Origin of the sequence: Ochrobactrum quorumnocens (assembly GCF_002278035.1) — a bacterium.
Lineage (GTDB): Bacteria > Pseudomonadota > Alphaproteobacteria > Rhizobiales > Rhizobiaceae > Brucella > Brucella quorumnocens.
Genome location: NZ_CP022605.1, coordinates 159738 through 174717 on the forward strand (window position 1 = coordinate 159738; position 14980 = coordinate 174717).

The following is a 14980-nucleotide window of genomic DNA, read 5'->3' on the forward strand; positions in this document are numbered from 1 at the left end:
ACACATGCTTTATTCAAATTGACAGAGCGTTTATGGTTCTTTCAACAAGACGCAACATTGACCGCGTTGATCCGAAAGGCCAGATCTTTCCGCCAATCGTATAGACCTGTTTTGCAGTCACCATTGGCAAAACCGGCCAGATCGCACTATCACACAACTCGCCCGGCACAGTCTCGTCAAGAATGAACAGTTTCGTATCAGAACTCAGCGTCGCCAGTTCTTCCAATCCAAACGTCGTAAAGCCAAAGGGTTGATTGCCGCGATCAATACCCGCTGAAAACCCAGCTTTTGCCAGCGTCTTCATGATTAGAGAATTGGATGTGAAAATGCGGAGCCGCGCAATACCGGGCAATGGCTGTGCAACAACCACATTGATGGGATTGAGGTTCTTTTTTTGAACTGCAGACAGCCGTTCCTCGAAGGTCTGCCACTCAGCCTGTCCGGCAGCGTCCCGGTCCGTGGCTTTTGCTATATTTAAAAGACTGAGCTTTGTGGCCTCATAAAAATCAGAAGTACTGGAGCTTTCATTTGATAAAATGGTTGGAGCAATTTCGTTTAATCGAGAAGCAATCGTACCATGACGCAGTGCTGACGTAACTATGAGATCGGGCTTAAGACGCATCAGCGCCTCAAGGCTTGGTTGCTGGCGACCACCCACATCAATAGCGTCGGCCAGCTTGTCATTTTCAACGCCGACCCACTCGCGATAACCAGAGAGATCGGCCACTCCGGAGGGTATAAGTCCCAGCGACAGAACAATTTCTGTTTCTGCCCATTCAAGTGTAACGATTTTACGTGGTGTTTGCGCAACTGCGGAACGCGTGAGAGCGGCTAAAGCCGCTCCCACCAAAATCTCACGTCGTGAAAACCCAATTACCATCGAACACTCGTTGTTGCGACAACAGACCGGCCTTGGCCAAAGTAACACTGGCTCGTTGAGTTACACCCTGCCACATACTTCTTGTCTCCAAGATTATAAGCATTGACCTGCAAGCGATAGTTTCCAAGATCATAACGCAGAAATGCGTCAACAAGGGTATAGGACGGAACGTAGAAAGTGTTGAGCGTATCGCCGGCTGTTTTACCGATGCGACGTACACCACCACCGACAACCAGATTACCCTTCATGCTGTCTGGCAAAGGCATGTCATAGCTCAGGAACAATGACTGCTGGTTCTTCGGAACCGTATAAGGCAACTTGCCGATCTGCGCCGGATTTTGGCTTTCGCTGACTTCCGGGTCCTGGAAGCTCAAGCCGCCAGTCACATTCAGACGGTTCCACAAGCGTGCCGTTCCCTCGAGCTCCACACCGCGAACACGAACTTCATCGGTCTGATAATATACGCCGGAGATACGATTGACGACATTCTGCTGTTCGGCTTCAAATGCAGAGAGCGTGACCGAATAATCTTCACCTTCTGGCGCGTATTTCAGACCCACTTCCTTCAGCGTGCCGGTTGTCGGCTTGAGAGGCGTGTCTGCAAGTGTGAGCGTTGGTAAGAAAGATGTCGAATACAGCGCATAAGGCACAAAGCCTGAATCGAAAACATACGCCACACCAACGCGACCGGTAAACTTGTCAGGGTTCTGATCGTAATCCACGGTGCGCCCGATGGAGAGCGTCGTCTGCTCGGAATCAATGCGCGTAAAGTCCTTACGGCCACCAAACGTTATCCGAAGATTGCCTGCTTCGATCTGATCCTGAACATAAATGCCAGTTTGATACTGTTTTTGCAGAAGCCGCGTCGTTGGCGAAAGCTTGGAAATGGACTTATCGTAGGTCGGGTTGAAGAGGTCCTGCGAAGGGCCGCTCGCCGAAGCTGTGTAATTGTCCAAGCGCTGCCATTGCTGATCAACACCAAAAAGCAAGGTGTGAGACAAGGGACCAGTATCGAACCGGGATTCCAGCTGCGTGTCGAACGCAATTGCATCAAGTTCAGGCTGTGCAAGATAATTGGTGCGGGGAATTGTATGCCCATTCCAACCGCTTGTCGGTAAAACGCCTGTAAACAGATTTTGGTAATCGGTTTTCATGTGCGAATAGCGGAAATTCTGACGCAGCGTGAAGGTGTCGTTGAAACGATGTTCAAACGCATATCCTACATAGCCAATTTCCTTTTTATAAATAGCGTTGCGTGGATCACCATCCGAGAAATCACGCGAAATGCTTTGTCCCGACGGGCTCGGCAAAACACTGCCGTAAGCTGGAATGATAACACCAGCCTGCCCCATATCGTCTTTGAGATAACCGCCCGATACGATCAGGCTTGTGTCTGCATCAGGACGCCATGCGAAGCTTGGATTGATCGCAAATCGATTATTCTTGCCAAAATCATAGGAAGTATCGCTGTCGCGGAACATACCGTTGAGACGGTATGTAAAGCGCGGGTCATTATTGATTGCCCCGGTGGTGTCGAAGCCCAGTTCCTTGCGTCCAAAGCTTCCGCCGCGCAAATAAACCTCGTGGGCTGCTTCAGCCTGCGGCTGTTTGCTAACAATATTGACGATGCCACCAACATTGCTCTGGCCGAAAAGAGCCGAACTTGGGCCACGCAGAATTTCTACGCTTTCAAGTGAATAGGGTTCGACAACAAAACCGGAATAGCCGCCGGACTGGCTGGCAATCTGTGGAATACGCAGACCGTCGAGATAGATATCTGCCGGAAAGCCTCGAACTGTAAAATAATCTGAACGAACATCGGCGCCAAAACGCTGCGCATTCACATTGGCGCTGTAAAGCATCGCTTCACTGACCGACTGAACCGCTCTGTCATTCATATTATCGCGGGTCACAACAGAAATTGCTTGCGGAGCCTCGCGAAAGGCAATGTCACTCTTGGTGGCTGCTCGGCTATAATCGGCAATGTATCCCTTAACCGGAGCGAGCGGTCCCTTCCCGCCAGATGTCTGAACTTCGATAGTTTGCAATTGGATAGAGCCCGCATCCTGCGCCAGCGTTGGCGCGGAAAAAGCGATAGTAGCCACTCCTGCCAAAAGTGCTGCCTTGAGTAAGGGATGTGCACCGTAACCCACTGTCTCGTTCTTAGCGTTCGGGTCGCGGGCAGCGGTGCTACTCGTATTCAATTCGGCTCTCCTGGTCGTTCATCACGTGAACGAGATATTTCCCGCTGGCGATAACGACCGCAGGTTTTGGCTGTCAAATTTGATATTGCGGAATCCTAGAATTCAGAATAATTCTAAATTACACCCGCATATCAATGCGTTGCGAAGCAGAATATATTCATCATCACTTGTTGAGTCAGGCCAAACTCGGTTGCAATCGGGTCAAAATTCTGCGATTTCCATCAAATATGACTTTTTTAGTCAAATTGGGCCAAATGGAAGACTGAATGCGACCGAAGCATGCAATTGATTATCAGGACATCAAACGACCTCTGGCCGTGATGCGCCGTGAATATACAGTTAGTATGAACTTCGGCTGGCACAGTCATCGCCGTGGACAGCTTCTTTACGGCAATAGCGGCTATATGACGGCAATGACCGAAGAAGGAGCATTCATGCTCCCTAGCGGCTACGCGATTCTTATAGCACCTGACCTGGCGCACGCGGTGCAGACCTTTGGCCAAACAAAAATGCATTCCGTCTACTTAGAGGAAAGTGTTTTGCGTGGATGTTGGGAGCCTACACGGGTTTTGAAAGTTTCGGCGCTGCTTGATGCCAGTATACAGGCATTGGCAAACGAACCTGTGCTTTATGATGAAACTGGCAGGGGCAAACACCTCTCAGCCCTTATCCTTGATGAAATTCGCAACGCTGACCAACGACCTTATACGGTTCCTTTGCCTGCCGAGAAGCAACTGCGCAAACTCTGCCGTGATTTACTCGACAATCCGGGAAACGATCTGACCATCGATGACTGGGCTGATAAGGTCGGCATGAGCCGCCGTACAATGACCCGCAAATTTCGCCAGGAAACAGGTATGAGTTTCATCGAATGGCGCCAGCGATTAAGGGTCTCGCATGTCATGCGCCGGCGAGCAGAAGGTGTTCCCTTGGCCGCCGCCGGTTTGGAGGCAGGGTATCAGAGCCTGTCCACTTTGCGAAAAGTATTGAAAACGTGGGCGCCGCACTCTGAGCTTTTACCAGGAAACTAAACATCCGAAAAAGGTGTCCCCATTTCCGATAAGATACGCATCAACACAAAAAATTCGAGCAGCAATCGGATTGCATTTTATCTAAGCGCATATAATGACGCGTTTTTATACAATTGCCTATTTTATAAGCAATAATCAGAGGGTGTTATGCCTATGAATTGCTCTTAGCTCACTCTCCTCCACTGCTAGCTAAACCTAAAAGCGCCTTCAGTTCCACTTATGGCCGCAAAAGCACAAGTTGCCGCTTAGAAATCCCGATTGGCACGGCACTTGCTTCTAATAAATCAAACGCATTGTTGAGCATATGACGAATAGGCCGCGGTGCAAAGAACCGGTTTAATACGCAGAACAAAAGAGACTAGGCGATGACAAAATATAAGCTCGAATACATCTGGTTGGATGGCTACACCCCTACCCCAAACCTGCGTGGTAAAACCCAGGTCAAGGAGTTCGAAGCATTTCCAACTCTTGATCAACTTCCTTATTGGGGCTTTGATGGTTCTTCTACGATGCAGGCAGAAGGCCGCAGCTCGGATTGCGTATTGAAGCCTGTTGCAATTTATCCAGATCCGGCCCGTACCAATGGTGCGCTTGTCATGTGCGAAGTCATGATGCCTGATGGTGTTACACCGCATCCGTCCAACAGCCGTGCGACCGTTCTTGATGACGAAGACGCCTGGTTTGGTTTCGAGCAGGAATATTTCTTTTTCGATAACGGCCGCCCACTCGGTTTCCCAGAGCAGGGTTTTCCTGCGCCACAGGGTCCTTATTACACCGGTGTTGGTTATAAGAACGTCGGATCGATCGCACGTAAGATTGTTGAAGAACATCTCGATCTCTGCCTTGCAACTGGCATCAATCACGAAGGCATTAATGCTGAAGTGGCCAAGGGTCAGTGGGAATTCCAGGTATTCGGTAAAGGTTCAAGAAGCGCTGCCGACCAGATCTGGATTGCTCGCTATCTCCTCCTGCGTCTTTGTGAACAGTATTCCATCGATATCGAATTTCACTGCAAGCCTCTCGGCGATACCGATTGGAATGGCTCGGGAATGCATTGTAATTTCTCGACCAAATTCATGCGCGAAGTTGGTGGAAAAGCCTATTTCGAAGCTCTGATGGCTCAGTTCGACAAAAACTTACAGGACCACATCGAAGTCTATGGTCCTGATAATCATATGCGCCTGACCGGCAAACATGAAACTGCGCCTTGGAACAAGTTCTCTTATGGTGTTGGTGATCGTGGAGCTTCGATCCGCGTACCGCACTCGTTCATCCAGAACAATTATAAGGGTTATCTGGAAGACCGCCGCCCTAACTCACAGGGCTGCCCTTATCAGATCGCCTCTCAGGTTCTTAAGACAATTTCCGAAGTGCCAACAACAGCTGACGAAGCACTCGCAGCTTAAACAGCTCGATAGTACGTGTATCAAGGTCGGCCGGGTTTTCATCCGGTCGGCCTTTTCTTGTCGGCTTTCAAGTGGCTTTTACCTCAGTGGCAAGTTGATCAAGATAACTGCGACACCAATGGAACACATCATTCGTTTCAACTGCTCTCATCATCGATTGATATCGTTCAATCCGCTGTTCCAGCGGCATTGAGACAGCGCGAGCAATAGCGTCGGCAATTGCTTCCACGTCATATGGATTAACCAGATGCGCACCTTCACCAAGCTCATGAGCTGCACCTGCAAAGCGCGAAAGAACGAGCACACCGGGATCCTCTGGATCTTGTGCAGCCACAAATTCCTTTGCTACGAGGTTCATCCCGTCTCTGAGTGGTGTAACAAGGGCTACCTTTGCCATTCTGTAAACGGCAGCAAGTAATTGTTGGCCAAAAGCACGGTTTACATATCGCACCGGCGTCCAGTCCAGACGACCCACAGTGCCATTAATCTGCCCGGCAATTTCGGCTACTTCATGTTGCAAGGCATCGTATTCCGCCACGCCAGAGCGGCTCTTGGGTGTTATTTGAAGTAAGGTTATACGCCCATGCCATGCTGGGTTCACTTCAAGAAACCTGCGGAAGCCTTTTAATCGTTCAGGTAGTCCTTTGGTGTAGTCAAGGCGGTCAACACCTGCGATTAAATCCCGCCCTTCCAGAGACTGCTTAAATCGCTGGATTGTGGGGTTATTGATTGCTGACTGAGCCGTATGGGAAAAGGAGCTGACGTCAATTCCAATCGGGAACGCACCTATTCGAAACTCCCGGCTTGGATTGCGGAATAATCCCGGGTCAGCTGCAACAGGTTGTGCTACTCCGCCGCGACGAAGGCAAAGAGCGAAATTTTCCGCATCATCCTCTGTCTGAAATCCGATGAGGTCAAAAGCCGTCATCGCATTTAGTAATGCTGCCTGTACAGGTAATGTCAGATACACATCCGGCGACGGCCAGGGGATATGCATGAAAAAGCCAATACGGTTCTTAACTCCCATTTGGCGGAGCTCTGCGGCCAAGGGCAGAAGATGATAGTCGTGAATCCAGATAAGGTCGTCTTGCTCAATTAATGGCAGTAACCTTTCCGCAAACAAGCGGTTGACCCTGAGATACCCTGCCATATCCCGGCGCGTATAGTCGGTAAGATCAATACGGTAATGACACAGGGGCCATAATACGCTGTTGGCAAGGCCTTCATAATATTCAGATAAATCCTGATCTGAGAGATCAGATAAGGCATAAGTGATTTCGCCTTCTTCCCTTATCGTAAGCGGACCGGGTTCCTTCCCACCACTTGATTTGCCAGACCATCCCATCCAAATACCACCGTTCTCCTTAAGTGCGGACTGAACGGCCACCGCAAGCCCGCCAGATGGCGGACGGTCCGGATTAGGCACGCGGTTGGAAACGACGATAAGGCGACTCACGAAATATCCTCCGGCAGATTCAAATGCGGTATTGAAATTGCGTTTTCTAATTCATCCTTGAATTGCTTCACTTACAAAGCCTCCCTATCCAGCACCTGAACTGTTCTGGAGAGTGGGTAACTATCGAAGCGTTGGTTTTGTTTCCAACGCCATGCATGCCCACCCGAATACTGGCACCTCCCATCGAGTTGGCCTCAAGAAACATCGCTTCATCGGTGAGATCATCTCCCGCAGCGACCGGAAACTTGCTCTGGAAAGGACCTACTCGCATGAACCGACGCAACGCCTGAGCCTTGTCACTGCCAGCCGGTTTGAGTTCAAATACAAACTTCCCGCCTTGTAGCGAGTACGCCGCCCCGGCACTTTCCGCAGCTGCCGTCATGATATGACGCACAGCTTCTTCCTTGTCTGGTGCCAACCTATAATGAAGGGCAAAGGCTCCGCCTTTGTCTTCGAAAATGACACCTTCAAGGTGGTCCGCCTCTCCTTTGGCCATATCGCGGGCTGTCAAATACCATTCGTCGTGGCGCTCCGCGTTCGAGTGAGCCATTTCATATGTCGAAGATTTTTCTGACCCGAAGCGAAACTCGGCGCCGTGAAGACCGGCCACGAAAAAGGAATGCCGAGGAAATAGTTGATCAACAAACTTGATCGAACGACCGGTTACAATGGCGACCGCACCGGATGTGCGCTTAGACAAGAGTTCCAGATTCTCTTGAAGTCCTACTTCTACTCGAACAGCATCCGGCGTGGGTGCAAGGTCAAGAAGGGTGCCATCAAGATCAAAAAAGAAAGACAATCTTGTCAGATCAGAGAAATCTGCCCAATTCGTAGACACATCGGTCTTTAAATAGTGAAAACCGGGAAACGAAAATAGCGACGGCGCAGTCCATTCCATCGGCTCTTTGGATTCTTTATACTTTGGCATGCAAAGGAGAATAGGGCACGAACACGCTAAAACAACCGTGTCGCCATGCCACAAATGAAATGTTCGTTGGGCAGCAAGCATTAAGGCGCTGATTTTGATCAGCGCCTTAATGCATATTCATTACATGGTGACCCCCCTTCAGGAGCTCACACCGCCAGATAATTTTTCAGGAATGTGCGTGTACGATCCTGCTGAGGGTTACGCAAGAGTGCATCAGGTGTACCTTCTTCAACAACCACGCCGCAGTCCATAAACAAAATCTTGTCGGCAACTTCGCCAGCAAAACGCATTTCGTGCGTGACAATCAGCATGGTCATGTGTTCGGCAGCAAGCTGCTTCATGACAAGGTTCACCTCATCAACCAGCTCGGGGTCGAGTGCAGAGGTTGCTTCATCGAACAGCATGACCTTTGGCTGCATCGCCAATGCACGAGCAATCGCCACGCGCTGCTTCTGACCGCCCGAGAGGCGGGAGGGATAGACATCTGCCTTACTGGCCAGTCCAACCTTGGCAAGCAGCTCAAGCGCCAGCTCACGTGCCTGCGACCTGATCATGCTCTTAAGCTTGATCGGACCAAGTGTGATATTCTCCAGAACAGTCAAATGTGGGAACAGATTAAAGTGCTGGAAAACCATTCCCATTTGCTGGCGCACAGAGTTGATATGCTTTTCAAAGGCCTGTCCTTTGAGCGGTTGATTGACTTGTGTCCCATCGAGCCAGACTTCGCCACCATTTAACGTTTCAAGATGGTTGATGGAACGCAGAAGCGTACTCTTTCCTGAACCGCTTGGACCTATAATTGCGATGATCTGTCCGCGCGATACCGAAAGATCAATTCCCTTCAGAACTTCCAGTACGCCATAGGCTTTGCGGGCACCTTTAACTTCAACCATTGGCTTCAGCGTGCTCATCGCGTTACCTCCACTTTTCTTTCAATATGTCGCAGCCCTGCTTCCATAACGAGGTTTACCAGATAATAGAGTGCAGCTGCGGTGAGATAAAACTCAAATGGACTATAGGTTTCGCTGATGGCTATCTGTGCACTATTGACCAGTTCAGCAATTCCGATAATCGAAACAAGCGATGTATCTTTGAGCAGAACGATCATGTTGTTACCGATAGGCGGAATAGTGTTCCGGATCGCCTGCGGAATGATGACATAACGTAGTGCTTGTCCGCGGCTCAGGCCGATTGACCGGGCACCCTCTGTTTGTCCGGGATCAACCGAAACAATACCTGCACGAATGACATCCGCATTATAGACGGCAAAATGCAGGCTCAGACCGATAATGCCTGCAAAAAGTGCCGGAATATCGATGCCGATTTGCACGAGCCCATAATAGATGAGGTAGAGCTGCAAAAGCAAAGGCGTTCCCATAAAAAGCCACATGAAGAAGCGTATGGGATATGCAAGTACAGACGGCGCGTAAAGAACGATCAGAGCAAACAGAATGCCGAAAACAAAGCTGAGAATGCTGGATGCAACGGCTAGAACAACCGTCCACCAAAGTCCGACCAAAAGAAGGTCGGTATAAGGAACAACGATACTGAAATCGAGTGTTGGCATGATGTGTCCTCCCTCAACGCGGCGCAAAGCGCTTGTCGAGCAGATCGACAATCATGACGACGACATAAACAATGATCATGTAAAGAACAGCTGCGACTGCAAATATCTCGAAAGGCTTGTATGTTGAACTGATAAAGCGCTGCGCTGTATAGGTGAGTTCCACGACCGATATTGTTGAAACCAATGCCGATCCTTTGACAAGAGCAACAGCGTTTACGCCCAATGGTCGGATCATGAGACGGGCAGCTTGTGGCAAGATGATCAAACGTAATGTTTTTTCCCGATCAAAGCCTATGGAGCGTGCTGCCTCCATTTGTCCGCGGTCCACACTCGCGATTGCTCCGCGAATGGATTCAGCCATATAGGCACCGATGTTCAGTCCGAGCCCAATAACTCCTGCGGAATAAGGCTCCAGTTCCAGGCCAATCTGCGGGCCGCCAAAATACAGGACAAACAATTGAACCAGACATGGAGTGCCGCGAAACACACTAATATATGCACCGGACAAAAAACGCAGCATGGCGCTGTTCGACAGACGTGCGATCACCAGTATGCCTGCGACGACGAATCCCAGCAAAAGAGCCAGCACAGAAATCTGCACAGTGACCCATGCAGCCTCCAGGAAAAATGGGAGGACGCGCTGCATTAACGCAAGATCCATAAAGATACTCCGGAAAGCCATGTGAACCGGCCCGGTTGTTCCGGGCCGGACTTAAACTCGATTAGCGAATGTCGCTACCGATCCACTGCATGGAGATCTTTTCGTAATCACCATTAGCGAGCATTTCGTCGAGGGTCTTCTGCATCACAGCTTTAAGTTCAGGATTGTTTTTGCGAATTGCGATACCGAGCGCAACGCGACCGCCCTCAATGTTTGGTGTGTCCAGAATACGGACCTTCTGGCCAGTTTCCTTCACAGCAATCATTACCGGAATACTATCCATGACAAGCGCGTTGATGCGACCTGCCTCCAGATCGATCAGCATTTCAGGCAGGCCTTTATAGGTGCGAACCGTCAGATCACCCTGCGCTTTTGCCCATTTCTCATGAGCGTCGCCCATTGTGACACCAACGGTCTTGCCATTCAGGTCTTCGAGTTTCTGAATGTCTGAGCCGTCTTTTACAACGATAGTACGTCCAGCATGATAGTAAGGACCGACAAAGTCGACGGCCTTTTCACGCTCTGGCGTGATTGTCATGGACGCAACAACAGCATCGTATTTCTTTGCGAGAAGACCCGCAATAATGCCATCAAACGGTGTGGTCATGATCTTTGGTTTGAGCCCCATTTTTTCTGCAATTGCAGAACCGATCGATGCGTCAAAGCCAACAACTTCGTTTTGTTCGTTCGTGAAACTGAACGGTGGATACTGACCGCTCATAGCAATGCGCATCTCACCGGATTCTTTGAGCTTTTCAAGCTCATCAGCCTGCACTGGCACACTCGAAAAACTTGCAGTAATAGCAACCGCTGCGATTGCAATGAGGCTCTTCAGCTTTGAACTCATGACTTTCCGTTTCCTCTGGATTTGTCTTTTTGTTTTAGGGTTATGGTTTGCCACTAACCTTCATTTGTGAGCTTGGCACAGGCTTAGTTTGCAAGCATCCTGCAATATGTCTGCCAGCCCGACATATTGACGGAATCAACCGGCATATTGTCGGCTTAAGACACGAGCGCTTCCACTGCGTTTACCAGAGCTCCGCTCAGGTTCTTCCGCGTGCATTGAAGTGAACAGGCTAAACAAAACGGCCGTATTTCCGCCGGGCTATCCGAGCGGAAATACGGCCTTTAGTGTGAAGTCGTTCGGGCGTTTTACCGCAGAGCAGCCACAAAGCTGTCGTTCAGGACGCTGAGCAGATGATCGGCATTGTCGCGACTGAAAACCATAGATGGGCGCATCTTCAACACGTTATCATGTGGGCCTTCAGTGCCCATCAAAATGCCACGCTGTCTTGCACCATCGTTGATGCGTTGTGCGAGAGCGGTCGCGGGTGCCTTGGTCTTCCGATTCATGACGAGTTCAATTCCGAGAAACAGGCCCTGGCCACGAACATCGCCGATGATGTCAAAACGCGTTTGCATTTCGCGAAAACCATCAAGCAGATAGTTGCCGACATCGAGCGCATTTTTGCGCAAGCCATCACGTTCAATAACATTGAGTACAGCGAGGCCTGCGGCACACGAAACCGGATTGCCGCCAAATGTATTGAAATACTCCATGCCATTATTAAAGCTGTCAGCCACTTCCCGCGTTGTGACAACCGCCGACATCGGATGACCGTTACCAATGGGTTTGCCCATGGTGACGATGTCAGGGACAACGTCTTGCAATTCGAAGGCCCACCAATGACTCCCCACACGACCAAAGCCGACCTGCACTTCATCGGCAATACATACACCGCCCGCAGCGCGAACCATAGCGTAGACTTCTTTGAGATAGCCTTCCGGCAGGAACACCTGACCGGCAACACTTGGAATGGATTCAGCCAGGAAGTATGCGGGTGTCCGGCCCTGATTGCGCATTGTATCGATATGCTCGGCAATGTTGCTGGCAAAGCGCTTGGCATGTTCTTCAACAGGCCAATCTTCCGAAGCATGATAGCTATCAGGAATGACGCCTTCAAACACATGTGCAGGGCGACCCTTTCCACCTTTGCGCTTATATTTATAAGGGCTAAGATCGATGAGTTCCTGTGTTGTGCCGTGATAAGCCCAATCAAGCACAATCGCTTCATTGCGACCGGTATGATTACGCGCCATTCTCAAGGCTAGGCTGTTCGCCTCGCTGCCTGAACAGGCAAATGATGCGACGGTGAGCCCTTCTGGCAGAGTTGCTGTCAGTCGCTCCGCATATTCCACAATGTTGTCATGCAGATAACGGGTGTTGGTATTCAACACTGCCGCTTGTCGGGCAATGGCCTCAACCACTTCGGGATGTGCATGGCCAATGTGACAGACATTGTTAAAGCAATCGAGATAGGTACGCCCATGGTTATCGATAAGCCATGTGCCCTCCCCGCGAACAAACTTTATCGGTTCGGAATAGGAAATCGACAGGTTTGGCAGCAGGATTTCTTTGCGCTTCTCGATTATTTCGGCTCGCGTACGACCATCCTGATGGAACGTTTCTGGTGGAATACCAGCCAGTTCAGCGACATCGGGGAACAAATCTGCCCATACATCAAGATATGCAGATTCACCGACGCCCAAAATCTCGGTTGCCGTCAGATTGACGTCTGTCGTCATTCCAAAATGCAGATGTGGTGTCCACCCACCGTTCTCATGAATATCGCCCATATGACCGACGAGGTCGCCAGCCTGAAGTTTCTGACCAGGCCGCAGACGCTCCAGCGCCTCATGAGCCATATGCCCCCAAAGCGTCACAAAAGGCGGGCAGCCTTCTGGGCGGTGTTCAAGTTTGACCAGACCGCCATATCCAAGTGGCTCGTGTTCAATTTCAACGCTTATAACGGTTGCCGCCAGTGGCGTGTAAAGCGGAGTACCTGCTGGCATGAATAAATCTACACCAAGGTGATGAATGCGGCGCTGACCATCGATGAAGCGTGATTCAAATGCCTTGTCTGTATAGACAGTTCGTTTTTCACCCCAGGAACCTATGCCCAGATCAATGCTATTCTCTACGCAAAAATCGTCCCACCACTTCGTGGCCTCTGTTGCACGCTGCTCGGCGGAAGCAACTGTCATGAAATGAGATGCATCCCCATAAGGTACAATCGCTTTGGTCATGGTCGCAGGCGCGGGATGCACGATTGAGGCAAATGTTTTGGCGTTATCAGATACCCATTCGCGGACAGCACCAGCACCATCTATGGCGTCAAAGCCGCAAGCTTTACGCAAAATGGCTGTCGCAAACCGTGGGTTCATCGCATCCATTTTCTCCAGGAGACGCCAAGCTGGCGCCTCGCTGATGGCGAGATAAGGATTGTCGTTGGTCTTTTCCCGACGCGAGGCTGAAACTGTGACGCTCGTTACGAGCCGCATCGCAATAAGGTCGAACAGCAGATCAACTTCTTCCGCTTTGAGCGGATATTTTTCATGGAACCCCGAAGCAAGTGTCGCCGCCGCGCCAATAGGGTCTTCCATGTCGAGCGCTGAGTAAGCACATGCAATCGCGACTTCCGCGATCAGCACTGTATGAACGGCATCACCAAAATCGATGAGACCAGCAATCTTTCCGTTGTCTCTGTTATCGACCAGAACATTCCAGTCATTTGCATCATTATGAATAACCTGTGCGCGTAGACCTGCAAGCTTGGGCTCGATCAGAGTTTCAAAGCGAGTGATAAACCGCTCAAGCAGTGCTCTTTTGTCTGCATCGTCAATGAAGTGCAGGCGTGTACGCGCACGACCTGCATAACGAAGGTCCCAATCCAGGTCCCGGAGCGCGCCTGGATGAATGAACCCCTGCAACGCGTGATCCAGTTCACCCAATGAACGGCCCAGATTGCGCATCAAATCGAATGTTCTGGTTACTTGTGCCAGTGGTGTTCCAGGGAGCCAGCCAACCAAACGTAGCGCATGCTTTTCGCCGTCTTCAGCAACGGCTTGGGCGAGGAGGTCACCGGAGAGACTTGTCTTGAGATGCGGTACAGCCAATCTGGACTTTGCACTGGAAAGATGATGCAGCAGAGCCGTCTGAAACTCGCTCTCAACTCTCGGTTCGCTGGCATTGACGATCTTTAAGATCCAATCAGACTCCGTTCCGGTTTTCAGACGGAAATTACAATCACGCTCACTATCGAGTTCAGACGCGCTGGCACTTACGCCAAAAACTTCTTTGGCAAGCCTTTCGGCATCAATCGCTGAAAACTGTGGTGCGGGATGGGAGAGATCGGTCATAGCCAGTATTTTTCCAGGTTACATTTCTTAGCCGCAGCTTGGCATGCAAAGGATTTTCGGGCATCAAGTATCCTGTCGGGATAACCGGCACATTGTCGGAATAGACCGGCATATGTCCGGCCATGTGAATAGGGTGATAATGCGCGAACTAGATGCGAAAGATCGTGAAATACTGGCAATCCTGTCGAAGGAAGCACGTATTGCGTTGAAAACGCTTGCGGGGCGTATTGGATTGTCGCGTAGTGCTACGAGTGAACGCGTCACAAATCTTGAGCGCAGCGGAGTCATAAGAGGATACCGCGCCGATATCGGTGAAATTGACGCAAATGTCATTCGAGCAGCGTTTTTAATCAATCTGCGACGGACCCCCGCACATGATCTGCTGGATATCCTCGCACGACACCCGGAAGTGCGCCGGGTATCATCAGTGAGCGGCCAGCTTGATCTGATCGTCGAACTGGAGACGGGTTCAATCGACGGCCTTAATCGGGTACGCGATTTGATTGCAGGGCATGATATGGTCGAAGATCTCACGACCGCCATTATCCTGAGACGCGATATTGATCGCGAGTTAAATTAAAGTCAATCCGCGACCTTGAATGCCACTTATTATGACGCTAAATTATGTCATAATAAGTGGCATCTTG

General features: G+C 50.3%; 12 protein-coding genes. 3 read left to right on the forward strand and 9 right to left on the reverse strand.

The features are described from left to right. Positions 1 to 13: 13 nt before the first annotated feature. Positions 14 to 880 (reverse strand): ABC transporter substrate-binding protein, encoded by an 867-nt coding sequence (locus CES85_RS22805; protein WP_095448140.1) that lies wholly within the window; start codon positions 878 to 880, stop codon positions 14 to 16. Further along, positions 874 to 3084 (reverse strand): TonB-dependent siderophore receptor, encoded by a 2211-nt coding sequence (locus CES85_RS22810; protein ID WP_095448141.1) that lies wholly within the window; start codon positions 3082 to 3084, stop codon positions 874 to 876. Before CES85_RS22810 ends, CES85_RS22805 begins: the two co-directional genes overlap by 7 nt. A gap of 266 nt (positions 3085 to 3350) precedes the next feature. Here CES85_RS22810 and CES85_RS22815 point away from each other — a divergent pair, with 266 nt between their 5' ends. Continuing rightward, on the forward strand, positions 3351 to 4115 hold the full coding sequence (locus CES85_RS22815; protein ID WP_095448142.1) for an AraC family transcriptional regulator: 765 nt from the start codon (positions 3351 to 3353) through the stop codon (positions 4113 to 4115). Positions 4116 to 4480: 365 nt separating this feature from the next. Next, positions 4481 to 5521 (forward strand): glutamine synthetase beta-grasp domain-containing protein, encoded by a 1041-nt coding sequence (locus CES85_RS22820; protein WP_095448143.1) that lies wholly within the window; start codon positions 4481 to 4483, stop codon positions 5519 to 5521. A gap of 67 nt (positions 5522 to 5588) precedes the next feature. Here the strand turns inward: CES85_RS22820 and otsA are convergent, their stop codons facing one another. The 7 genes from otsA to CES85_RS22855 form a co-directional block, all read right to left on the reverse strand. Continuing rightward, a complete protein-coding gene (gene otsA / locus CES85_RS22825; RefSeq protein ID WP_095448144.1) occupies positions 5589 to 6977 on the reverse strand; it encodes an alpha,alpha-trehalose-phosphate synthase (UDP-forming) in 1389 nt (462 codons plus the stop codon). 67 nt (positions 6978 to 7044) lie between these two features. Then, positions 7045 to 7875 carry a trehalose-phosphatase gene (gene otsB, locus CES85_RS22830; protein WP_157743483.1) on the reverse strand — a complete coding sequence of 277 codons (831 nt, stop codon included), beginning with the start codon at positions 7873 to 7875 and terminating at the stop codon, positions 7045 to 7047. Between the two features lie 176 nt (positions 7876 to 8051). After that, a complete protein-coding gene (locus CES85_RS22835; RefSeq protein WP_095448146.1) occupies positions 8052 to 8816 on the reverse strand; it encodes an amino acid ABC transporter ATP-binding protein in 765 nt (254 codons plus the stop codon). Then, entirely contained in the window at positions 8813 to 9472 is a 660-nt protein-coding gene (locus CES85_RS22840; protein ID WP_095448147.1) for an amino acid ABC transporter permease, read from the reverse strand. The genes CES85_RS22835 and CES85_RS22840 overlap by 4 nt, the downstream gene beginning before the upstream one ends. Positions 9473 to 9485: 13 nt before the next feature. Further along, positions 9486 to 10133: an amino acid ABC transporter permease gene (locus CES85_RS22845; RefSeq protein WP_095448148.1), complete on the reverse strand. Its 648-nt coding sequence runs from the start codon at positions 10131 to 10133 to the stop codon at positions 9486 to 9488. Between the two features lie 61 nt (positions 10134 to 10194). Next, entirely contained in the window at positions 10195 to 10980 is a 786-nt protein-coding gene (locus CES85_RS22850; RefSeq protein ID WP_095448149.1) for an ABC transporter substrate-binding protein, read from the reverse strand. A gap of 305 nt (positions 10981 to 11285) precedes the next feature. After that, the gene (locus CES85_RS22855) at positions 11286 to 14333 is read right to left on the reverse strand and encodes an aminotransferase class III-fold pyridoxal phosphate-dependent enzyme (protein ID WP_095448150.1); all 3048 of its coding nucleotides are present in this window, start codon (positions 14331 to 14333) and stop codon (positions 11286 to 11288) included. A gap of 139 nt (positions 14334 to 14472) precedes the next feature. Between CES85_RS22855 and CES85_RS22860 the strand changes: the two genes are divergently transcribed. Continuing rightward, positions 14473 to 14913 (forward strand): Lrp/AsnC family transcriptional regulator, encoded by a 441-nt coding sequence (locus CES85_RS22860; RefSeq protein ID WP_095448151.1) that lies wholly within the window; start codon positions 14473 to 14475, stop codon positions 14911 to 14913. The last annotated feature ends 67 nt before the right edge of the window (positions 14914 to 14980 follow it).

Excerpts from the sequence above, each read along its gene's own strand:
- CES85_RS22805 (WP_095448140.1), bottom strand. The coding sequence starts at position 880 with ATGGTAATTGGGTTTTCACGACGTGAGATTTTGGTGGGAGCGGCTTTA.
- CES85_RS22840 (WP_095448147.1), bottom strand. The coding sequence starts at position 9,472 with ATGCCAACACTCGATTTCAGTATCGTTGTTCCTTATACCGACCTTCTT.
- CES85_RS22850 (WP_095448149.1), bottom strand. The coding sequence starts at position 10,980 with ATGAGTTCAAAGCTGAAGAGCCTCATTGCAATCGCAGCGGTTGCTATT.
- CES85_RS22835 (WP_095448146.1), bottom strand. The coding sequence starts at position 8,816 with ATGAGCACGCTGAAGCCAATGGTTGAAGTTAAAGGTGCCCGCAAAGCC.
- CES85_RS22820 (WP_095448143.1), top strand. The coding sequence starts at position 4,481 with ATGACAAAATATAAGCTCGAATACATCTGGTTGGATGGCTACACCCCT.
- CES85_RS22855 (WP_095448150.1), bottom strand. The coding sequence starts at position 14,333 with ATGACCGATCTCTCCCATCCCGCACCACAGTTTTCAGCGATTGATGCC.
- CES85_RS22815 (WP_095448142.1), top strand. The coding sequence starts at position 3,351 with ATGCGACCGAAGCATGCAATTGATTATCAGGACATCAAACGACCTCTG.
- CES85_RS22860 (WP_095448151.1), top strand. The coding sequence starts at position 14,473 with ATGCGCGAACTAGATGCGAAAGATCGTGAAATACTGGCAATCCTGTCG.
- CES85_RS22845 (WP_095448148.1), bottom strand. The coding sequence starts at position 10,133 with ATGGATCTTGCGTTAATGCAGCGCGTCCTCCCATTTTTCCTGGAGGCT.
- otsB (WP_157743483.1), bottom strand. The coding sequence starts at position 7,875 with ATGGAATGGACTGCGCCGTCGCTATTTTCGTTTCCCGGTTTTCACTAT.